The following is a 20,159-nucleotide window of genomic DNA, read 5'->3' as shown; positions in this document are numbered from 1 at the left end:
GAGCGCCCCCGCCGCGCCGGCGGCCGAGGAGGCCGAGGCCGAGGCTGCGCCGGCGCCCAAGCGCCCCCGCGCGCCGCGCAAGCCCAAGGTTGAGGCTCCGGCCGAAGAAGGCTGATCTGCGCCCCGGCGTGTCGGAACGGCCCGGTGAGGCCGGTTCCTGGCCTCCTCCGGCGCGAGGGCGGTTGACGTCGGCGGCCTGAACCGGTCCAACGGTCCCGAGCCACGCCCTCAGCCTGCGTCCGGGAGCGCCCATGCCTCGCCTGTTCCGGCTGTCGACCCTCCTCGTCGGCGCCGTCCTGACCGTGTCCGCCTGCGCGACCCCGCCCGCGCCGCCGCCTCCGCCGCCGCCCGGCGGGCCGGGCGCGGCCCTGCGGGATTGGCGCACGATCATCACCAGCGCGGACCGTGACCGCTATTCGCGTCGGGACGCCGCCTGGTCCCTGGCCCTTCAGCAGGCGCGTCGTCTGCGCGGCTCGGGGGACCTGGCCGGTTTAGGCGAATTGATCGATCCGGACGCCCGGCGGCCGTCGGTGATCCCGCCCGCCGGGGACTACCGCTGCCGGACCGTGAAGCTCGGCTCCCAGGGCGGCGAGGACGGCCTGGGCTATGTCATCTACGGCTGGTTCGCCTGCCGGATCGAGCAGACGCCGAACGGGCTGAAATTCAGCAAGCTGACGGGGTCGCAGCGCCCCTCGGGCCTGCTCTTCCCCGAAGACGACCGGCACATGGTCCTGCTCGGCTCCATGGCGCTGGCCTCCGAGCCTCCCGCCAACTCCTACGGTCAGCGACCGGACCGCGATCTGGTCGCCGTGCTGGAACGCGTCGGCGAGCGGCGCTGGCGACTGGTGATCCCGTGGCCGCAAAACGAGTCCAACCTCGACCTGATCGAACTGGTGCCCGCCTGACCGTGGGTCCGGGTCACGTCGCGGTCGTCGGGGCCGGACCGTCCGGCCTGGCCTGCGCCCTGATGCTGGCCCGGCAGGGTCGGCGGGTCACCGTCTTCGAACGCTTTGCCGAAATTCATCCCGTCGGCGCGGGCTTCATGCTTCAACCGACCGGTCTGGCGGTCCTGGACCGGCTGGGTCTGACAGGCGCCGTGGCCGCCTTCGGCCAGCCCATTGATCACATCTTCGGACGCGAGGCCCGGCGCGGACGGGTGGTGCTGGATGTCCGCTACAGCGACCTGAAAAACCCGCGTCAGGCCCTTGGCGTCCATCGGGCGGCGCTGTTCCATGTCCTGCATGGCGCCTGCCTGGACGCGGGAGTGGCGTTCGAGACCGGGCGGGAGATGGTGGCGGCGGACCGGGGCGTGCTGACCGACGCGGCGGGCCGACAGACCCCGGCGTTCGATCTTGTGGTCGACGCCTCGGGCGCGCGCTCGCGGATCGTCGGCGCCGCGCCGCGTCCGCTCGCTTACGGGGCCCTGTGGGCCACGGTCCCCTGGCCGGGCGAGCCATTCGACGAGACCGCCCTGCAGCAGGTCTATCGCGGCGCGGCGAAGATGGTCGGCGTTCTGCCGGTGGGGTCTGCGCCCCATAGCCGGGAGCGACTGGCGACCTTCTTCTGGAGCCTGAAGGAGGCGGACCACTATGCCTGGCGGGTCGCCGGGCTGGAGACCTGGAAGGCGGAGGTCCGCGCCCTGTGGCCGGAGGTCGGGCCGGTGCTGGACGCCCTGACGGATCCGGACCAGCTGACCTTCGCGCGCTACGGCCACCACACGCTCGCGCAACCGTTCAGGGACCGGCTTGCGATCATTGGCGACGCCGCCCATTCGACCAGTCCCCAGCTGGGGCAGGGCGTGAACATGGGCCTGCTCGATGCCTTCGCCCTCGCGGAATGGCTGGCGCGGGAGCCCGGCGTGACGTGGGCGCTGGAAGGCTATGCGCGGCAAAGGCGCCGCCATCTGCGTCTCTACCAGGCGCTCAGCCTGGGCTTCACCCCCTTCTACCAGGCGGACGGCGCCCTGTTGCCCTGGGTGCGGGATCACGTTCTGGGCAAGGCGGCGCGACTGCCGGGCGCGCCCCGGCTTCTGGCCGCCACCGTGTCCGGGCTCCTGCTCGACCCGCGACCGCGCGACTGAACCGGATCGCGCAAGGGCCGTTGTGCAAGCTCAGCCTTCTGGAGCCTGCCTGATGCGGACCGTGATCGTCGTCGCCTCCCTCGCCGCCCTTCTCGCCGCCTGTGGCGACAACGCAGCCTCGCCGACCGAGCCCCCGGCGTCGGCTCCGGCGGTCGACCCGGCCCCCGCGGGCGAACCGGCGGAGGCTCCGGCGACGCCGTCGACGCCGACGGCCGGTGAACAGGGCGGCGGTTCGGACTGGCGCCAGATCGTCTCCACCGCCGACGCCGCCAATCTGGGACGCCTCGACCAGGCCTGGCGCCTCGCCCGCGCCGAGGCCGAGGACCGCGGCTTCGCCTCGCAGGTCGAGGCTCTGGGGCCGCTCGTGGATCCCAATGCGGGTCTGGCGGGCCGACTGCAGCCGGCCCCCGGGACTTACCGCTGCCGGACCATCAAGCTGGGGTCCAAGGGCGAGGGCGGACTGGCCTATCTGGCCTACCCCTACTTCGCCTGCACCGTCGAACTGACCCCGGGCGGGGACCTCATCCTGACCAAGACGACGGGCTCGCAGCGCACACGCGGTCTACTCTATCCGGATACGGACAATCGCCTCGTCTTCGTCGGCGCCCAGGCCTGGGGCATGGACGAGACCGGCTTCCCGACCTACGGCCAGCAGCCCGAGCGGGACCAGGTCGGCGTCTTCGAACGCATCGGCCCCGAACGCTGGCGTCTGGTCGTCCCGTGGCCGCGCGTGGAGTCGAAGCTGGAGATCCTTGAGCTGGTCAGGTGAAGGCTAGGCTCTCGTGAGCCTCAGGTCCTGATAGTCGTAGCTGAAGTCCGCGTCCGGGCTGACGGCCTTCATCGTCGCCGACACCGCTACGCCGTTCTCGACCTTGAAGGTGACCATCACGTCCTCCTCCCGCTTGTCGGGGAAGCGGGTGCGGAAGCTGTCGCCGTCATAGGGCTCCAGCGGGCCCTTCAGGGCGTTGGTGCGGGTGAAGTCGAGATGCAGCGTCGTGCGACGGTTGCGGCCTCGGCCGGTGGTCCTGGGCTCGATGCGGATTTCACCGTACCAGGGATCGATCCAGCTGCCGGCATAGGCTTCCAGCGGCAGGGACGGCGCCGCGCCCGCCGCCTGTTTCGCATCGATCTCGGCGGCGGCTTCCAGCGACCTGGCGTTGCCCTCCTGCGTCAGGCGGACCCCTTCGGCGATCCAGTCGTGCCCCGCCTTGCCCATGATGATGTCGGCGATGCCGCTGCGGAGCGCCCGCGTCAGCTGGCTTTCCTCGGCATTGGTGAAGAAGCTGAAGCCCGCGTTCCGGCCCGGCAGCAGGACGGTGCCGGACAGATAACCGGGCGCGCCGCCGCCATGGGTGATGAAGCGCTCGCCGCGATAGTCCATCACCTGCCAGCCCGTCGCATAGGTCGCCGCGATGGCCCGGCCCGGCGCGTCCGGGGTCGGCCCGCCCGAGCTGGAGACGATGATGTTCGGTCGCCACATGTCGTTGGAACGCGCTTCGGACCACAGCCGGGTCCCGTCCGGCAGGGCGCCCCGGTTCAGCTGGACGGCGATCCATTTGGCCCAGTCGACCGGGTTGGTGGCGAAGCCGCCCGCCGCCCCCGCCGCCGACCAGTCCCAGACCTCCCGGATCGACTGGCCGATGGTCTGCATCGGGCCCTGATAGCGCAGCGGCGGCCCGATCCGGGCGTTGGGCAGGGCCGACTTCGCCGGGTCCGCCGAGGTCATCAGCGGTTTGGTCTCGCTCATGCCCAGCGGGTTCAGGATGCGGGTCTGGACGAAGTCCTCCCACGGCATGCCGCTGGCCGCCGCCACCACCTCGCCGGCAGCCACGAACATCAGGTTGCAGTAGTGGTACGAGGTCCGGAAGCTGTCCTCGATCGGCACGTTCGGGATAGCCGCCATGATCTCGGCGCGGGTCCGGTTGCCGTTCGGCCAGAACAGCAGGTCCCCGGCGCCCAGGCCGAAGCCGATCCGGTGGCTGACCAGATCGCGCACCGTGACCAGATCGTTCAGCTCGGGCTTGGACAGGCGGAAGTCCGGAAGATAGGTCCGCACCGGCTCGTCCCACTTCACCTTGCCCTCGTCGATCAGGATCGACAGGGCGGCGCAGGTCACCGCCTTGGTGTTCGACGCGATGGCGAACAGGGTGTGCTCATCCACCGGCGTACCGCCGACCGAACGCACGCCGTAGCCGCGGGTCAGGATCGGTTGGCCGTCCTTGACGACCGCAATGGAAACCGCCGGCTGATCCGGGAAGGCCGCCATGGCCCGTTTCACAAAGGCGTCGACCTGCTCGGCGAGGGAGGCGCTGTCATTGGCGGCGGACTGCGCCCAGCCGGTCGCGGGCAGGGCCGTCGCTCCGGCGACGGACGAAACCAGCGCCGCGCGGCGTGTAAGGCGGATGGACATGGGGCGCTCCCGACTGAACCTGCCCGGACGCTAGCCCGCCCCGCGCGCGCCGTCATCCCTGTTCATCCGCAACGCGGAGGGATGCAGGCCGTATGTCCCAAATACGGCGAGTTCTCAAAAAACTGTAATGAAATGAAAAAGATGTAACTCAGGCGCGAACCGCCGCGCTGGTAAACAGGGGGCCTGAACGGGGGCGATCAGGGCTCCCGGATGCAGGACATCGGGGCCCATGACCAGAACCACCCTCATCTCGCTGCTCGCGCTCGCCCTTCCGGCCGGCGCGGCCGTCGCCCAGACGCCGCCGCAGACGCCGGCTCCGGCCCGGCCTGCCCCCGCACAGGCCGCTCCGCCGCAGGAGGCCCCTGCGGCGGAAGAGCCCGAGGATACGGCGCTGGAAGAGGTCGTGGTCCAGGGGCGAGCGACCGATGTGCGGACCTCGATTGATTCCGTCAGCTACAGCCTCACCAACGATCTCCAGGCCGCGACCGGCACCCTGGCCGAAGCCCTGCGCAATGTGCCTTCGGTGGAGGTTGATCCGGACGGCAACGTCAGCCTGCGCGGCGACGCCAATGTCACCGTCCTGGTCGACGGCCGTCCCTCTGCAGTCCTTTCCGGCCAGAACCGGGGCACAGCCGTGCTGCAGCTGCCGGCGGACCGCTACGCCCGCATCGAGGTCATGACCAACCCCTCGGCCGCCTACAGCCCTGAAGGGGCCGGCGGCGTCATCAACCTGATCACCAAACCGGTTCCGGCCGGCGCCGCCGCCACCCCGCAGGGCGTCCAGACCACCGGCTCCGTCCGCGCCAATGTCGGCGCAGACGGCCGCTGGAACGGCGGCTTCAGCGGGTCCTGGCAAAAGGACAGGCTGACCCTAACCGGCGATCTGAACGCGCGTCACGACGCCTTCGACATCCAGCTCGACACCCGGCGCGAGGCGCTCGACCCGCTCTCGGGCGCCGTCGTCTCGACGACCACGAGCACCTCGGACGGGTTCAGCGTCTCCAACGACGGCGCCTTCGGGCGGCTGGCCGCCGAGTACAACCTCGGCCCCCGGACCCAGCTCACCGCCGAACTGCGCGGCGCCCGCTTCGAGGGCGAGAACGGCGGCGACATTCTGTACGAGACCCGCGATGCCGGCGGCGTTGTGATCAACGCCTATGAGCGCGACACCCGCGGCGAGTTCGAGGGGGTCAACTACGGCGTCACCGGTCGCGTGCTTCATCGCTTCGACGACGCCGGCCATGAGTGGTCCAACGAACTGCGCATCGACGGGGGCTCCAACGAGAACTGGTCGCGCACCCTCACCGCCTTCACCACCCCGGCCGCCCCGGGGCAGTATCAGGACACGCTCGGCGAGACCGACTTCACCATCATCGGCCTGACCAGCGCCTATGTCCGTCCGATGGGCGAGGCCAAGCTGCGGGCGGGCTATGAGCTGGAAATCCGGCAGCCGGAGCAGGACAATCGGTACCGTGCCGGACCGTCGGAGGCCGCCGCGGTCGTCGACCCGGCCTTCACCAACCGGTTCGAAGCCGAGCAGATCGTGCACGCCCTCTATGCGACCTATGAGCGGCCGTTCACCGAGAAGCTGTCGGCCCAGTTCGGTCTGCGTCTCGAACAGGCCGATATCGAGCTCGACCAGATCACCACCGGAGCCCGGACGTCGCAGGACTATTTCCGCGCCTATCCGACCGTCCACGCCTCCTACCAGCTGACGGACACCCAGTCGCTGCGGGCCAGCTATTCGCGCCGGATCCAGCGACCCCAGCCCTTCCAGCTGAACCCCTTCGTCTCCTACCAGGACCCGCTGAACCTGCGTTCGGGCAATCCGGACCTGAAGCCGCAGGAAACCGACAGCTTCGAAGCCATGTGGCAGCTGCGCAGCGGACCGAGCTTCTATCAGGCCACGGCCTACTACCGGGACACGGACGGGGTCTTCAGCGACGTCGCCCGCGACATCGGCGGGGGCGTGCTGCTGACCCGGCCCGAGAATGTCGGCGCCCGACGCGACATCGGGATCGAGCTGGTGGCGAGCGGCGCCCTGCACCCGACCCTGCGCTACAACGCCAGCGTCAATGTCTTCCGTCAGGAAATCGACGCCGCGGGCATCCCGGGCGCCGTTGACCGGGCGGACAATCTGGTCGCCGGCCGGCTCAATCTGAACTGGACCCCGACCCCGAAGGACTTCGTTCAGGTCTCCGCCTTCTGGCAGGGCGAGCAGCTGCTGGCCCAGGGCTCCCGCGAATCCGGCGGCATGGTCAACCTCGGCTACCGTCACAAGCTGAGCGACACCCTGTCGCTGAACGTCACGGCGCGGGACATCTTCGACACCTTCGAGAACGTCACCACCTATGATACGCCCCTGTTCCGCGAGCGGTCGGAACAGCAGATCGGCTTGCGCGCCATCTTCATCGGCCTGACGTACAGCTTCGGCTCAGGTCCGCGCCGCCAGCCGGAACAGTTCGACTTCTCGGCGGGCCAGACCGGGGGCTGACGGGGCTAGCCGCGGGTCTCCCAGGCCATCCATGCGGCCACCAGGACCAGCCCGCCGGCCATCAGCGCCCTCAGCCCCGTCCCCTGCACCCGCGCGTGGAGCAGGGGCGCGGCGCGGGAGGCCCCCAGCACGATCGCCAGATGCACCGCGATCGCGACCGCCAGATGCAGGCCGCCCAGCGTCAGCGCCTGCTTCAGCGGCGAGCCGTGGTCGGGTCGCATGAAGGTCGGCAACAGGCCGACATAAAACACGGCCGCCTTGGGGTTCAGAAGATTGCCGGTCAACCCGCGGAGGAACAGGCTGCGCCACCGGCCTTCCGCGGCTTCGGCGGCGTCGACCTCCGCCGGCTCGGGCCGCCACGCCTCCCACGCCAGCCAGAGCAGGAACAGCACTCCGGCCCAGCGGATCAGCTGGAACAGCGGCGGCCAGACCATCAGCGCCTGGGTCAGGCCGAAGGCGGCGGCCAGCATCCAGGCCGCCAGGCCCAGGGTCACGCCTGCCACCGCCGCGATCCCGGCGCGCCGTCCCCTCTCCAGCGACACCAGCGCCAACCAGCCCATGTTCGGTCCGGGCGTCAGCTCGGTCAGGCTCACGGCCAGCAGGAAGGGCAGGATGACGCCGGGATCGACCGGCCAGGCGGCGTGGGGCATGCGGGAACCTCTGCCGTAAGCCTAGGCGAGCCGGGTCGTTCGCGTCGCCCGTTTTTTGGTGGTCGCGAACCTCTTGTGTGGCCGCCTCGACACACCCACGTTTGCGACATCTCAAGGCGTCGCTTCCAGAAAGGGCGCTGATGAGCACTCAATCCGCCTGACAGGGGATGTCCGCTTGAATCTCGACCAATACTCCGACCGCGCCAAACAGGCCGTTCAATCCGCCCAGTCTCTCGCCTTGGCCCGCCGCCACCAGCAGTTCGCGCCCGAGCACCTGCTCAAGGTCCTGCTGGAAGAGCGTGACGGCCTCGCGCGCAATCTGATCACCGCCGCCGGGGGCGACCCCAAACGCGCCGAAGCCGACGTCGAGACCGCGCTCAGCAAGCGCGCCCAGGTCTCCGGCGGCTCGGGCCAGCTCTATCTGGACGGGGACACCGCCCGCGTCTTCGCCGCCGCCGAGGCCGCCTCGAAGAAGGCCGGCGACGCCTTCGTCACCACTGAACGCCTGCTCTCGGCCCTCGCCCGCGAAGGCGGCGTGGCCAAGACCGTGCTCAGCGCCGCGGGCGTAAAGGCCGATGCGCTCGACGCGGCCATCACCGAGGTCCGCAAGGGCAAGACCGCCGACAGCGCCGCCGCCGAGGACGGCTATGACGCGCTGAAGCGCTACGCCCGCGACCTGACCCTCGCCGCCGCCGACGGAAAGATCGACCCGGTCATCGGCCGCGACGAGGAAATCCGCCGCACCATCCAGGTCCTCGCCCGACGCACCAAGAACAACCCCGTCCTCATCGGCGAGCCCGGCGTCGGCAAGACCGCCATCGTCGAGGGCCTGGCCCTGCGCATCGTCAACGGCGACGTGCCCGAAAGCCTGCGCGACAAGAAGGTCATGGCGCTCGACATGGGCGCCCTGATCGCCGGCGCGAAGTACCGGGGCGAGTTCGAGGAGCGGCTGAAGGCCGTGCTCAACGAGACCGCTGCGGCCGAGGGCGGCATCGTCCTGTTCATCGACGAGATGCACACCCTGGTCGGCGCCGGCAAGGGCGACGGCGCCATGGACGCCTCCAATCTGCTCAAGCCCGCCCTGGCGCGCGGCGAGCTGCACTGCGTCGGCGCGACGACGCTCGATGAGTACCGCAAGCACGTCGAGAAGGACGCGGCCCTGGCCCGTCGCTTCCAGCCGGTCTTCGTCTCCGAGCCGACCGTTGAGGACACGGTGTCGATCCTCCGTGGACTGAAGGAGAAGTATGAGGTCCACCACGGGGTCCGCATCAGCGACAGCGCCATCGTCGCCGCCGCCACCCTGTCGAACCGCTACATCACCGACCGCTTCCTGCCGGACAAGGCCATCGACCTGGTCGATGAGGCCGCGTCGCGCGTCCGCATGGCCGTCGACTCCAAGCCCGAGGCGCTGGACGAAATCGACCGCCGTCTGGTCCAGCTGAAGATCGAGCGCGAGGCCCTGAAGAAGGAGACCGACAGCGCCTCCCAGCATCGCCTCGAAAAGCTCGAGGACGAGATCGCCGATCTGGAGGGCCAGTCCGACGACCTGACCGCCCGCTGGAAGGCCGAGAAGGACAAGGTGGGGCAGGGGGCGCAGCTGCGCGAAACCCTCGACCGCCTGCGCGCCGAACTGGCCGCCGCCCAACGCGCCGGCGACCTGGGCCGCGCGTCCGAGATCGCCTACGGCCAGATCCCGCAGATCGAGAAGTCCCTCGCCGAGGCCGAGGCCAATGAGGCCGACAAGTCCGGCCCCCTGACCCCCGAGGTCGTCGACGCCGAACAGATCGCCGCCGTCGTCTCCCGCTGGACCGGCGTGCCGGTCGACAAGATGCTGGAGGGCGAGCGCGAGAAGCTGCTCAAGATGGAGGACGCCCTGCGTGGCCGCGTGGTCGGTCAGGACGACGCCCTGATCGCCGTCTCCGACGCCGTCCGCCGCGCCCGCGCCGGCCTGAACGACCCCAACCGCCCGCTGGGCAGCTTCCTCTTCCTGGGGCCCACGGGCGTCGGCAAGACCGAGCTGACCAAGGCCCTGGCCGACTTCCTGTTCGACGACGAGGCCGCCATCACCCGCCTCGATATGTCCGAGTACATGGAGAAGCACTCCGTCAGCCGCCTGATCGGCGCCCCTCCGGGCTACGTCGGCTATGACGAGGGCGGCGCCCTGACCGAGGCCGTGCGGCGTCGGCCCTATCAGGTCGTCCTGTTCGACGAGGTCGAAAAGGCCCACCCCGACGTCTTCAACGTGCTGCTGCAGGTGCTGGACGACGGCCGCCTGACCGACGGTCAGGGCCGCACCATCGACTTCCGCAACACCCTGATCATCATGACCTCCAACCTGGGCTCCGAGGCCCTGGCCAACCAGTCCGAGGGCGAGGATGTGGAAGCCGTGCGTCCCTTCGTCATGGAGTCCGTCCGCGCCCACTTCCGTCCGGAATTCCTGAACCGCATCGACGAAATCATCCTCTTCCGCCGCCTCGGCCGCGAACAGATGGGCGGCATCGTCCGCATCCAGCTGCAACGGTTCGAGAAGCTGCTGGCCGACCGGAGACTGACGCTGGCGCTGGACGACACCGCCGCCGCCTGGCTCGCCGACAAGGGCTACGACCCGGTCTACGGCGCGCGGCCGCTGAAGCGGGTGATCCAGAAGGAGCTGGTCGATCCCATCGCCCGCAAGCTGCTGGCGGGCGAGATCGAGGACGGGTCTGTGATCGCTGTGTCAGCGGGAGCGGAGGGGCTCGAGATCGGGAAGGCGCGGGTGCACTAGCGCCTGCGCCGTCGCCCTAACTCGGCAACCGATGATATAGCATGGTTAATGGCCAGCGCTGCACTTCCAGTTTTTTGGTAGCGTTCCGACGCGTCGCGACGCGAGTGCGTTCGCAAGAGGCGGGGCGGATGTGCAGGCGTTCTACCTATGCTTGTCGCGCTCTTTCAAAGGCGATAGCTTTGCAAGATTGGGGGGCACCTTGAACCGAAATATCCTGCTGTTGGCTGTGCTTGGGACGCTCGCCTTAAGCGACAGCGCCCTATGTCAAACACGTGAACCAGCTCAACCGTCGTTGAGTTCGTCTGTATCCACGTCGGAACTCGCAAGAGTGAAGCGGGAAGTTGACGATCTGAGAGCCCAAAGAGACATGGCGGAAGCTGCGGATCGTCTAGTGCTTGCGACATGGTGGCAAATTGCGATCGGTGCCGTCTCAATGGTTGGCCTGTTGTGGACTTTGGGCGTCACTAGGTCAGCTGCAAGAATGCAGCTCCGAGCCTATATTGTTGTTGAACTGCAAGGTTTAGAGCCAGTGTCCGCGGGCCAGTCACTGGCTGCGCGAGTGGGCCTAAAGAACGTTGGAGCGACGCCCGCTTATGAGTTGTCTGCCGCCATTCTGAACACCATTGTGTCCAGCGATGATTTGGATCGAGAGGTTCAAAATCTCTACAAATGGGGTCATCGACGAAGCGCTGACAATTGGGCCAACTCAGGGTCACGGCATTAGAACCATTTCCCATTCAAAGGTTACTGCTGGAGAAGTTTCCGATATCGTAAGTGAGGACAAGCTAGTGCTTGTTAGGGGAATTGTTAGGTATAAGGATGTTTTCTCTCGTAAAAGAACTACGAGATTCTGTCATGTTTACAGCGGAGATGATCCATCTAATCTGACCGGAAATTATCATCCGCTCGGAAACCATTCAACCTAACATACTGCAAGATGTGGGTACCCGGCCATTGCTCAGCACTGACCGGGATGGGAAGCGCATTAAATACTGTCTCCGCGCTTGGAAGCTCGCCCCCATCGAGCGCGACAACCCCGACTGAGCACTACGACCGGCTCTGACGCACCGGCATGCTAGCCTGCTTGGCTGCCGGTTTTTGACATCGCAATAGCGTCGCACCATTCCGGACGGGCCGGACGGCCTTTCGCTGAGTCCGCGCGGTCCATCGGCGCCGCGCCCCAGACCAATCCGCAGTACCGCCAGTGCGTCACCCAGAACATGCTGCCCTGCTATCCGCATGACGAGCACGGCGCCATCTATCGCCCCAGCCCCGAGACGCCCGAGGGCATCGCCTTCGCGGCCTGCGCCGCCGCCGTCCGCGCCGACTGCGCCGCGCTCTATCCGGGCTGATCCGCTCCCCCGCCCAACGAAAAAGGCCCCGGCGTTTCCGCCGGGGCCTCGTTCAGTCAGCGCTGACGCGCGGGAGGATTAGTCCCGACGACGACGGCCGCGGTCGCCGCCGCCGCCTTCGCGCTTCGGACGGCCGCCGGTGTCTTCGGCCAGCGGGGCTTCGCCACGCTCGGCGCGCTCGGCGTTGATCTTGTCCGTCAGGTCTTCACCCGTGGCTTGGTCCACGACCTTCATCGACAGCTTGGTCTTGCCGCGGTCGTCCAGGCCCAGGAATTTGACCTTGACCTCCTGGCCTTCCGAAACGACGTCGGCCGGGTTGGCGACGCGCTCCAGGGCCATCTGCGACACGTGGACCAGACCGTCCTTGGCGCCGAAGAAGTTCACGAAGGCGCCGAAGTCGACGACCTTCACGACCTTGCCGGTGTAGATGGTGCCGACTTCCGGCTCCGAAACGATCGACGAGATCCAGGCCTTGGCGGCGTCGATCTTGTCCTGTTCCGAGGCGGCGATCTTCACCGTGCCGTCGTCCTCGATGTTGATCTTGGCGCCGGTCTTTTCGACGATCTCGCGGATCACCTTGCCGCCGGTGCCGATCACTTCACGGATCTTGTCGACCGGGACCTTGATGGTCTCGATCTTCGGCGCGAACTCGCCCAGCTCGGTGCGGGCGCCGTCGATGGCCTTGTCCATCTCGTCGAGGATGTGCATGCGGCCGGCCGACGCCTGGGCGATGGCCTTCTTCATGATCTCCTCGGTGATGCCGGCGACCTTGATGTCCATCTGCAGCGAGGTGATGCCGTCACGGGTGCCGGCGACCTTGAAGTCCATGTCGCCCAGGTGATCTTCGTCACCCAGGATGTCCGACAGGATGGCGAACTCGCCCGACGGCTCCAGGATCAGGCCCATGGCGATGCCCGAGACGGGCTTCTTCAGGGGCACGCCGGCGTCCATCAGGGCCAGCGACGAACCGCAGACCGTGGCCATCGAGGACGAGCCGTTCGACTCGGTGATCTCGGAGACCAGGCGGATGGTGTAGGGGAACTCGTCCGACGACGGCAGCATCGGGCGGATCGCCCGCCAGGCCAGCTTGCCGTGACCGATTTCACGACGACCCGCGCCGCCCATACGACCGGTCTCACCGACCGAGTAGGGAGGGAAGTTGTAGTGAAGCAGGAACTTCTCTTTGTACGTCCCGGTCAGGGCGTCGATGTACTGCTCGTCTTCGCCGGTGCCGAGGGTGGCGACGACGATGGCCTGGGTTTCACCGCGGGTGAACAGGGCCGAGCCGTGGGTGCGCGGGAAGACGCCGACTTCCGAGACGATCGAGCGGACCTTGTCGAGGGCGCGGCCGTCGACGCGGTGACCGTTGTCGATGATGTCGCGACGCAGGACGTGGGCTTCGCATTCCTTGAAGGCCGCGCCGAACTTGGCGGGCTCGACGCCCTCCGGGTTCTCGTCCGTCTTCACCAGGGCTTCGGCGGCCTTCTTCTTGGCGGCGCCGACGGCGTTGTGGCGGTCATGCTTGGCGGTGTGGGTGTAGGCGGCCTTGATGTCCTCGCCGACCAGGCCTTGGATCGCCGTGACGACGTCCGAGTGGTCTTCGGCCTGGAAGTCGAAGGGCTCCTTGGCGGCGTGCTCGGCCAGTTCGATGATCGCATCGATGACCGGCTGCATGCCCTTGTGGGCGAACATCAGGGCTTCGAGGAAGGTGTCTTCCGACAGTTCCTTGGCTTCCGACTCGACCATCATCAGGGCGTCGGTGGTGCCGGCGACGACGAGGTCCAGCGCCGAGGATTCCATCTGGTCGATGGTCGGGTTCAGGACCAGCTCACCGTCGATGTAGCCGACGCGGGCGCCGCCGATCGGGCCCATGAACGGCACGCCCGAGATGGTCAGGGCGGCCGAGGTGGCGACCATGGCCAGCACGTCCGGATCGTTCTCGAGGTCGTGCTGCAGCACGGTCACGACGACCTGGGTCTCGTTCTTGAAGCCCTTGACGAACAGCGGGCGGATCGGACGGTCGATCAGGCGGGAGACCAGGGTCTCCTTCTCGGTCGGACGGCCTTCACGCTTGAAGTAGCCACCCGGGATCTTGCCGGCGGCGAAGGTCTTTTCCTGGTAGTTCACGGTCAGCGGGAAGAAGTCCATTCCCGGCTTCGGCGCGCGGCCGTAGACGACGGTGGCCAGAACCACGGTCTCGCCGTAGGTCGCCAGCACGGCGCCGTCGGCCTGACGGGCGATGCGGCCGGTTTCCAGCGTCAGCGGGCGGCCGGCCCAGTCGATCGTCTTGCGTTTGATATCGAACATATTTCGTCTTTCGTATCCCGGCGGGCGTATTCCCGGCGGGGCGGAGCGTCAGGGGTTCAGTCCTTCGGTCCCTGTGGACCCGGGGTTCCGTATTGAAGCCCGGGCGGGTGAATGTGAGGACCGGTTCGAGGCCCTCTGCGTCTGCGCCGGTACTGTGGGACGAATGAGTCCCGCCCGCGGCGCCCGGGCGAATAGCAGAAGGGCCCGCGCGGGGCGGGCCCTCCGAAGCCTTGCCTTAGCGGCGCAGGCCCAGCTTGGCGACGATGGCGACGTAGCGCGCATTGTCGGTCTTGTTCAGGTGATCCAGAAGACGACGGCGTTGCGAGACCAGCTTCAGCAGGCCGCGACGCGAGTGGTTGTCCTTCTTGTGGGTCTTGAAGTGCTCGGTGAGGTTGGCGATGCGTTCCGACAGGATCGCGACCTGGACCTCGGCCGAACCGGTATCGCCTTCAGCGCGGGCGTTATCGGCGATGACCTGAGCTTTACGCTCGGCAGTGATCGACATCGTGGTTCTCCTTGCTGGAGCCCCCGACAGCGAGGTCAGGGGAGATTGAAAACACGGTCGGGTTCAATCCGGCCGGCCCGCAACTGACCGAGAGCGACCAGGGTCTGTCCCAGAAAGACCGAAACCGTCCGGGCGTCGCCTTTCAGCTGACCCTTGAGCGTTTCGACCTGTCGGGGGAGCAGAACGATCGGTCGTCCCTGACGAAGCGAGAAGGCGTCCTGGTCCGTCACGGCCAGCTCCGGGATGTCGTCCAGGGCGGTCGCAACGGGAAGCAAGCCTTCCGAGGCGGCGCCCCTATGCACCATTTCCTCGAGAGAATCCAGCGTGACGGCGTTTTCCACGCTGAACGGACCCACCTGTTCGCGCCTCAGGGCCGACACATGACCCTCCGCGCCCAGCACGGCGGCCAGGTCACGCGCCAGCGAGCGGACGTAGACGCCCTTGCCGGTCCGCATCGTGATCTCGACGTGGTCCGCGTCCGGGGCGTCGGTCACCGCCGCCTCATGGATGGTCACCCGGCGAGCCTTCAGCTCCACCTCGACCCCCTCGCGAGCCAGATCATAGGCCCGCTGGCCGTCGACCTTGATGGCCGAGAAGGCGGGCGGCACCTGGTCGATCTCGCCGACGAAGGCGGGCAGGGCGCTGATCACCTGTTCCCGGGTCGGCCGCACGTCCGAGCGTGCGATGATCTCGCCCTCACGGTCGACGCTGTCGGTCGACACGCCCCAGTGGATGGTGAAGCGATAGACCTTCTGCGCCTCCATCATGAAGGGCACGGTCTTGGTCGCCTCGCCCAGAGCGATGGGCAGGATGCCGGACGCCAGCGGGTCCAGCGTCCCCGCATGCCCGGCCTTCTGGGCGTCGAACAGGCGACGGATACGGGTCACGGCCTCGGTCGACCCCATCTCGTACGGCTTGTCCAGACAGACCCAGCCGTTGACGATCTCGCCCTTCTTGCGGCGGCCCATTACGCTTGGCCTACCGCGCTTCGCGCTACTTGAGGCCGGGCCGTCACTGGTCGTCGTCCTCGTCCGCCCGGTCCAGATCGGCGCGGACGCGAGGGTCGTTGAACAGCCGATCCATGTGGCTGGCCGCGTCGAAGCTGTCGTCGTGGCGGAAGCGCAGGTCGGGCGTGAATTTCATGTCGATATGCTTGCCCAGCACGCCGCGCAGGAATTTGGCGTGGGCGTTCAGCGCCTTGATGATCTCGTCCACATGCCCGGCGTTCGGCGCGTCGGTGACGCCCGCGCCCAGCGGCTCGACGAAGCAGGTGGCGTGCTTCAGGTCCGGCGACAGGCGCACCTCGGTGATGGTCACCGACACGCCCTGCATGGCCTCATCGTGAATCTCTTCCTCACGCAGCACCTCGACCAAGGCGTGGCGGATCAGTTCGCCGGCGCGCAACTGGCGCTGCGACGGGCCCTGCGGTACGGTGGCGTTGCGGGTATGTTGTTTGCGGCCCATGCGGCGGCCTCCTCTCCTGTCGCCCGCCGGGGCTCGGACCCGGCTCGAAAAGCGAAGGGGGCGCGGTCTAGTCCTTTGTCGTCCGGGTGTCCAGTTCGGCCCGCTCCAGCGTCGCCACCACCTCCGAGGACAGGATCGACCGGAAGGGCCGGATCGTCATGCCGCCGGCGTTCAGGACCCCTGCCGTCCAGTGGTTGCACAGATGGCCGATGTTGAAATGCTCGCGGCTGGCGAAGAAGCGGGCGTCATCGCCGGGGCGGGCGGCGGCGATGCGGGGCGCGCCGCTCGACAGGTCCAGCGAGGCCTCGATGCGGCCGGCCATGGCCTCGAACGCCGCCTGCGACAGGCGGAAGTCACGGCGACCGTCTTCGGCGAACAGGTCGCGCGGGTCCCGCTGCGTCGGGTCCAGCATGAGCACCGATGGATTGCCGGGCCGGAAGAAGGCGCGCGCACCGTCAGGCAGGCGGTCTGCGACAGGGCTCTGGTCGACATAGAATTTGGCGTCGCCCCAGCCGATCAGGACCCAGCCGCCGGGCGGGAGGGCCTTCACCGCCTCGGCCAGCGGACCGCCGCGGGCCTCCAGCGCCGCGCGCGGCAGGGCCAGATCGGTGTGGAAGCCGTTGTCCAGCAGGCTGGCCTCGATCACCGGCGCGCCTGTCGGGAGGCGGCGCAGGGCGGGATCGCCGGGCATGACCCAGGTCCACAGCGCGCCCGCGGCCCCGAGCAGGCCGGCGAGGATGAAACGACCTGCGGCCATGAATCCTCCTCAGGGCGCGCGGAAGCGCCAGACGCCGCAGAGGGCGTCCGGCGGCGTTTCGGCGCCGACGATTGTCCGTTCCCGGAACAGCATCAGTTCGACGTGATCGCGGCGATGCAGGACCGCCACCACGCCCGGCGCCGCGCCTCCGCAGAGGAGCGTGGCCGGGACCACGGCTTCCCGACCGTGGGGAATGACGGCGCGCAGCTCGATCTGGGCGTCGGCGCGGGCGTTCAGACGGGCGGCGAAGGTCTCCCGACCGGTGTTGAAGGTCTCGGCGCCGGAGGCGATGCGCAGCGGACGGGTCCGGAAGGTCTCCCCCCGCTCCAGCCGGATCAGCGCGCCGGCGAAGGTCGCGCTTCCGACCGTCTGCCGGGTCGCCTCGTCCGCCGGGACGAAGGTTCCGGCCAGGACCACGGCATTGGCGGTCGCCGTGAGGGGCGCGTCGTCGCCGGAGGCGGCGGAGTGCAGTCCGTCCAGACCGTCTGTCGCCCCCCCGGCGGCCCATCCGACCACCCGCCGCGCCGCCGGCGCCACGCTGTCGCGCGCCCAGGTCCAGGCGTCCATCGCCTGCTTCTGTTCGATCGCCATCAGGAAAAGGACCAGACAGACGAAGCCGAGCACGCCGGCCAGCCCTTTCAGGCCCCGGTCGCTGCGTCGCTTCGATCTGGAGACGGCGGTGGCGGTCATGCGGCGACCCTAGCCGGGCCCGCGTCGCCCCGGAAAGGGCTATCGCCCCACAGGGGCGCCGGAATCGTCGGGACCGGAGGCGGGCGGCAGGGCCCATTCCCCCCGCCAGTTGTAGGACAGGGTCACGCAGTGCCGGAAAGTCCCGTCCGCCCAGCGGCCGATGGCCTGTGCGGTCAGGGGGTGGCCCAGGCGCACGCGTCCGAGGATCAGATAGGCCTGTTCCGAGCCGGGGCAGAGGGCGCGCGAGAGGCCGCGCCCGTCGCCCTCGGGCGAGACTGTGTACAGGATGGTCTCGGTCGAGCCGCGCGGCAGGGCGCGCCTCGCCGCATCCGGCCCGCCGATGCGGATGTCCGCGGAGCCGCGGTTCGAGGTCGAGATGATCCGCCGCACGGTGATGGCGCCGAACAGTCCGCGATCGCCCTCCAGGGTGATCCCCCGGGTCAGGGCCTGGGTGATCCGGTCGGCGGCGTCGAAGGCCATGTAGCGGGTGTCGGCCGCAGCGGGTCCGGCGACGGCGCAGAGGGTCAGGACGGTGATCAGGAGACGGCGCATGCGGAAGTGATCCTGGATCCGGATGGCAAAACGGCGGCGCTTTCGCACCGCCGTTTCCTTGTTTCGACCTAGTCGAGGGTTCGCTTGATCTCTTCGACCGTGAAGCACTCGATGTAGTCGCCGGCCTTGATGTCCTGGAAGCCCTGGAAGTGCATGCCGCACTCCTGGCCCGACGGGACTTCGTTGACCTCGTCCTTGAAGCGCTTGAGCGTCGTGAGGGTGCCCAGTTCCAGCACCACCACGTCGTCGCGGATGATGCGGACCTTGGCGCCCTTGCGCACCACGCCTTCGGTGACGCGGCAGCCCGCGATCTTGCCCGTCTTCGAGATGTCGAAGACCTGCAGGATCTGCGCATTGCCGAGGAAGGTTTCGCGCTGCAGCGGGGCCAGCATGCCCGACAGCACGCCCTTCATGTCGTCCAGAAGGTCGTAGATGATCGAGTAGTAGCGGATCTCGACGCCCTCGCGGTCGGCGAGGTCGCGGGCCTGTTTCGACGCACGGACGTTGAAGCCGAGGATCGGCGCGCCGGCCGACTTGGCCAGCTGCACGTCGCTCTCGGTGATCCCGCCGGCGCCTTGCATGACGACGCGCGCACGCACCTCGTCGTTGCCCATCTTCTCCAGCGATCCGGCGATGGCTTCGCCCGACCCCTGAACGTCCGACTTGATGACGACCGGCAGCTCGCTGATCTTCTTCGAACCCAGCTTGGCCATCATGTCGACCAGCGAGACCTGGTTGCCGCCGCCGATCGCCTTCTCGCGACGCACGCGCTCGCGGTAGTCGGTCAGCTCGCGGGCGCGGGCTTCACTTTCCACCACGGCGAGCACGTCGCCCGGCGAGGGGGCTTCGTCCAGGCCGAGGATTTCGACCGGAACCGACGGACCGGCTTCGGTCAGCTGCTCGTTGCGCTCGTTCAGCAGGGCGCGAACCTTGCCCCAAGCCGAACCGGCCACGACGATGTCGCCGCGCTTCAGCGTGCCGCGCTTGACCAGAACGGTCGCGACCGGGCCGCGGCCCTTGTCCAGCTTGGCCTCGATGACCACGCCCTCGGCCGAACGGTCGGGGTTGGCGCGCAGGTCCATGACCTCGGCCTGCACCAGGATGGCGTCGATCAGACCGTTCAGGTTCAGCCGTTCCTTGGCCGAGACCTCGATGATCTGGGTGTCGCCGCCCAGGCTTTCCGAGATGACCTCGTACTGCAGCAGTTCGTTGACGACCTTCTGCGAGTTGGCGTCCGGCTTGTCGATCTTGTTGACCGCCACGATCAGCGGGGCGCCCGCCGCCTTGGCGTGCTGGATGGCTTCCACCGTCTGCGGCATGACGCCGTCATCCGCCGCCACGACCAGCACCACGATGTCCGTGACGTTGGCGCCGCGCGCCCGCATCGCCGAGAAGGCGGCGTGGCCCGGGGTGTCCAGGAAGGTGACGCGCTGGCCGTCTTCCAGGCGAACCTGGTAGGCGCCGATGTGCTGGGTGATGCCGCCGGCTTCGCCGCCCGCCACGTCCGTGGTGCGCAGCGCGTCGAGCAGCGAGGTCTTGCCGTGGTCGACGTGACCCATGATGGCCACGACCGGGGCGCGAACCTCGGTGGCGCCCTCGTCGTCCGCCTCGGCCAGGAAGCCTTCCTCGATGTCCGACTCGGAGACGCGCTTGACGCTCATGCCGTATTCGTCGGCCACCAGCTCGGCGGTGTCGGAATCGATGACGTCGTTGATCTTCATCATCAGGCCCTGACGCATCAGGAATTTGATGATGTCGACGCCGCGCACGGCCATCCGGTTGGCCAGTTCACCGACGGTGATGGTGTCGGGGATGACGACTTCACGCGGACGGTTCGGCGTGTCGGTCGAGCCGCCCTTGCGCTTTTCCTTCTCGCGTTCGCGGGCGCGGCGAACCGAGGCCAGCGAGCGCATGCGCTCGGCGGCGTCCTCGTCCCCACCGGCCACGGCCTGGATGGTCAGGCGGCCTTCGCGGCGCTTGGGCTCGCCGCGCGTGCGGCTGACGGCCTTGCCCGGACCGGCGTCCGAGAAACGCTTGTCACGATCCTCCTCGGCGCGGCTGCCGGCCGGACGGCCGAAGCCGGCGCGGGCCGGACGGGCGACCTCGGGGGTCGCGGGCGGGGCGTTGGGGGCCG

General features: G+C 68.4%; 16 protein-coding genes. 6 read left to right on the top strand and 10 right to left on the bottom strand.

What is annotated here, in order from left to right; all coding sequences use genetic code 11:
• Nucleotides 1-251 precede the first annotated feature (251 nt).
• The 3 genes from ACLQ7T_RS14375 to ACLQ7T_RS14365 are packed head-to-tail and all read left to right on the top strand — an operon-like array spanning nt 252 to nt 2,849.
• Complete coding sequence (locus ACLQ7T_RS14375; protein ID WP_420480040.1) at nt 252-905, top strand: DUF4893 domain-containing protein; 654 nt, start codon at nt 252-254, stop codon at nt 903-905.
• A gap of 2 nt (nt 906-907) precedes the next feature.
• A complete protein-coding gene (locus ACLQ7T_RS14370; RefSeq protein WP_420480039.1) occupies nt 908-2,080 on the top strand; it encodes an FAD-dependent oxidoreductase in 1,173 nt (390 codons plus the stop codon).
• 52 nt (nt 2,081-2,132) lie between these two features.
• On the top strand, nt 2,133-2,849 hold the full coding sequence (locus ACLQ7T_RS14365) for a DUF4893 domain-containing protein (protein WP_420480038.1): 717 nt from the start codon (nt 2,133-2,135) through the stop codon (nt 2,847-2,849).
• Nucleotides 2,850-2,852: 3 nt separating this feature from the next.
• Here the strand turns inward: ACLQ7T_RS14365 and ACLQ7T_RS14360 are convergent, their stop codons facing one another.
• Entirely contained in the window at nt 2,853-4,490 is a 1,638-nt protein-coding gene (locus ACLQ7T_RS14360) for a serine hydrolase (protein WP_420480037.1), read from the bottom strand.
• 229 nt (nt 4,491-4,719) lie between these two features.
• Here ACLQ7T_RS14360 and ACLQ7T_RS14355 point away from each other — a divergent pair, with 229 nt between their 5' ends.
• Entirely contained in the window at nt 4,720-6,984 is a 2,265-nt protein-coding gene (locus ACLQ7T_RS14355; protein ID WP_420480036.1) for a TonB-dependent receptor domain-containing protein, read from the top strand.
• A gap of 5 nt (nt 6,985-6,989) precedes the next feature.
• On the opposite strand, the gene ACLQ7T_RS14350 is transcribed toward ACLQ7T_RS14355, so the two are convergent.
• Nucleotides 6,990-7,634 carry a LysE family translocator gene (locus ACLQ7T_RS14350; protein WP_420480035.1) on the bottom strand — a complete coding sequence of 215 codons (645 nt, stop codon included), beginning with the start codon at nt 7,632-7,634 and terminating at the stop codon, nt 6,990-6,992.
• A gap of 175 nt (nt 7,635-7,809) precedes the next feature.
• Between ACLQ7T_RS14350 and clpB the strand changes: the two genes are divergently transcribed.
• Together clpB and ACLQ7T_RS14340 are read left to right on the top strand one after the other, a co-directional pair.
• Nucleotides 7,810-10,398, top strand: a complete 2,589-nt coding sequence (clpB, locus tag ACLQ7T_RS14345) for an ATP-dependent chaperone ClpB (RefSeq protein ID WP_420480034.1) — start codon at nt 7,810-7,812, stop codon at nt 10,396-10,398.
• A 1,220-nt stretch (nt 10,399-11,618) separates the two neighbouring features.
• A complete protein-coding gene (locus ACLQ7T_RS14340; protein WP_420480033.1) occupies nt 11,619-11,750 on the top strand; it encodes a hypothetical protein in 132 nt (43 codons plus the stop codon).
• A 78-nt stretch (nt 11,751-11,828) separates the two neighbouring features.
• Here ACLQ7T_RS14340 and pnp read toward each other — a convergent pair whose 3' ends face one another.
• The 8 genes from pnp to infB form a co-directional block, all read right to left on the bottom strand.
• Nucleotides 11,829-14,057: a polyribonucleotide nucleotidyltransferase gene (gene pnp, locus ACLQ7T_RS14335; RefSeq protein ID WP_420480032.1), complete on the bottom strand. Its 2,229-nt coding sequence runs from the start codon at nt 14,055-14,057 to the stop codon at nt 11,829-11,831.
• Between the two features lie 235 nt (nt 14,058-14,292).
• Complete coding sequence (gene rpsO / locus ACLQ7T_RS14330) at nt 14,293-14,562, bottom strand: 30S ribosomal protein S15 (RefSeq protein WP_420480031.1); 270 nt, start codon at nt 14,560-14,562, stop codon at nt 14,293-14,295.
• 35 nt (nt 14,563-14,597) lie between these two features.
• Nucleotides 14,598-15,530 carry a tRNA pseudouridine(55) synthase TruB gene (gene truB / locus ACLQ7T_RS14325; RefSeq protein ID WP_420480030.1) on the bottom strand — a complete coding sequence of 311 codons (933 nt, stop codon included), beginning with the start codon at nt 15,528-15,530 and terminating at the stop codon, nt 14,598-14,600.
• A gap of 43 nt (nt 15,531-15,573) precedes the next feature.
• Nucleotides 15,574-16,026: a 30S ribosome-binding factor RbfA gene (rbfA, locus tag ACLQ7T_RS14320; protein ID WP_420480029.1), complete on the bottom strand. Its 453-nt coding sequence runs from the start codon at nt 16,024-16,026 to the stop codon at nt 15,574-15,576.
• 67 nt (nt 16,027-16,093) lie between these two features.
• The gene (locus ACLQ7T_RS14315; RefSeq protein ID WP_420480028.1) at nt 16,094-16,783 is read right to left on the bottom strand and encodes a DUF2459 domain-containing protein; all 690 of its coding nucleotides are present in this window, start codon (nt 16,781-16,783) and stop codon (nt 16,094-16,096) included.
• 9 nt (nt 16,784-16,792) lie between these two features.
• Nucleotides 16,793-17,473 carry a hypothetical protein gene (locus ACLQ7T_RS14310; protein WP_420480027.1) on the bottom strand — a complete coding sequence of 227 codons (681 nt, stop codon included), beginning with the start codon at nt 17,471-17,473 and terminating at the stop codon, nt 16,793-16,795.
• A gap of 39 nt (nt 17,474-17,512) precedes the next feature.
• On the bottom strand, nt 17,513-18,025 hold the full coding sequence (locus tag ACLQ7T_RS14305; RefSeq protein ID WP_420480026.1) for a hypothetical protein: 513 nt from the start codon (nt 18,023-18,025) through the stop codon (nt 17,513-17,515).
• Nucleotides 18,026-18,093: 68 nt separating this feature from the next.
• The coding region (gene infB / locus ACLQ7T_RS14300) for a translation initiation factor IF-2 (RefSeq protein ID WP_420480025.1) at nt 18,094-20,159 on the bottom strand (2,066 nt) is incomplete at its 5' end.

This window comes from Brevundimonas sediminis (assembly GCF_048799765.1).
GTDB lineage: Bacteria > Pseudomonadota > Alphaproteobacteria > Caulobacterales > Caulobacteraceae > Brevundimonas.
The sequence above is the reverse complement of the archived record's forward strand: the minus strand, read 5'-3'. Positions and strand labels throughout refer to the sequence as shown.

Coding starts and splice junctions, on each gene's coding strand:
- ACLQ7T_RS14350 (WP_420480035.1), bottom strand. CDS start 7,634: ATGCCCCACGCCGCCTGGCCGGTCGATCCCGGCGTCATCCTGCCCTTC.
- truB (WP_420480030.1), bottom strand. CDS start 15,530: ATGGGCCGCCGCAAGAAGGGCGAGATCGTCAACGGCTGGGTCTGTCTG.
- ACLQ7T_RS14360 (WP_420480037.1), bottom strand. CDS start 4,490: ATGTCCATCCGCCTTACACGCCGCGCGGCGCTGGTTTCGTCCGTCGCC.
- pnp (WP_420480032.1), bottom strand. CDS start 14,057: ATGTTCGATATCAAACGCAAGACGATCGACTGGGCCGGCCGCCCGCTG.
- ACLQ7T_RS14310 (WP_420480027.1), bottom strand. CDS start 17,473: ATGACCGCCACCGCCGTCTCCAGATCGAAGCGACGCAGCGACCGGGGC.
- ACLQ7T_RS14365 (WP_420480038.1), top strand. CDS start 2,133: ATGCGGACCGTGATCGTCGTCGCCTCCCTCGCCGCCCTTCTCGCCGCC.
- rpsO (WP_420480031.1), bottom strand. CDS start 14,562: ATGTCGATCACTGCCGAGCGTAAAGCTCAGGTCATCGCCGATAACGCC.
- ACLQ7T_RS14315 (WP_420480028.1), bottom strand. CDS start 16,783: ATGGCCGCAGGTCGTTTCATCCTCGCCGGCCTGCTCGGGGCCGCGGGC.
- ACLQ7T_RS14375 (WP_420480040.1), top strand. CDS start 252: ATGCCTCGCCTGTTCCGGCTGTCGACCCTCCTCGTCGGCGCCGTCCTG.
- ACLQ7T_RS14305 (WP_420480026.1), bottom strand. CDS start 18,025: ATGCGCCGTCTCCTGATCACCGTCCTGACCCTCTGCGCCGTCGCCGGA.
- ACLQ7T_RS14355 (WP_420480036.1), top strand. CDS start 4,720: ATGACCAGAACCACCCTCATCTCGCTGCTCGCGCTCGCCCTTCCGGCC.
- ACLQ7T_RS14340 (WP_420480033.1), top strand. CDS start 11,619: ATGCTGCCCTGCTATCCGCATGACGAGCACGGCGCCATCTATCGCCCC.
- rbfA (WP_420480029.1), bottom strand. CDS start 16,026: ATGGGCCGCAAACAACATACCCGCAACGCCACCGTACCGCAGGGCCCG.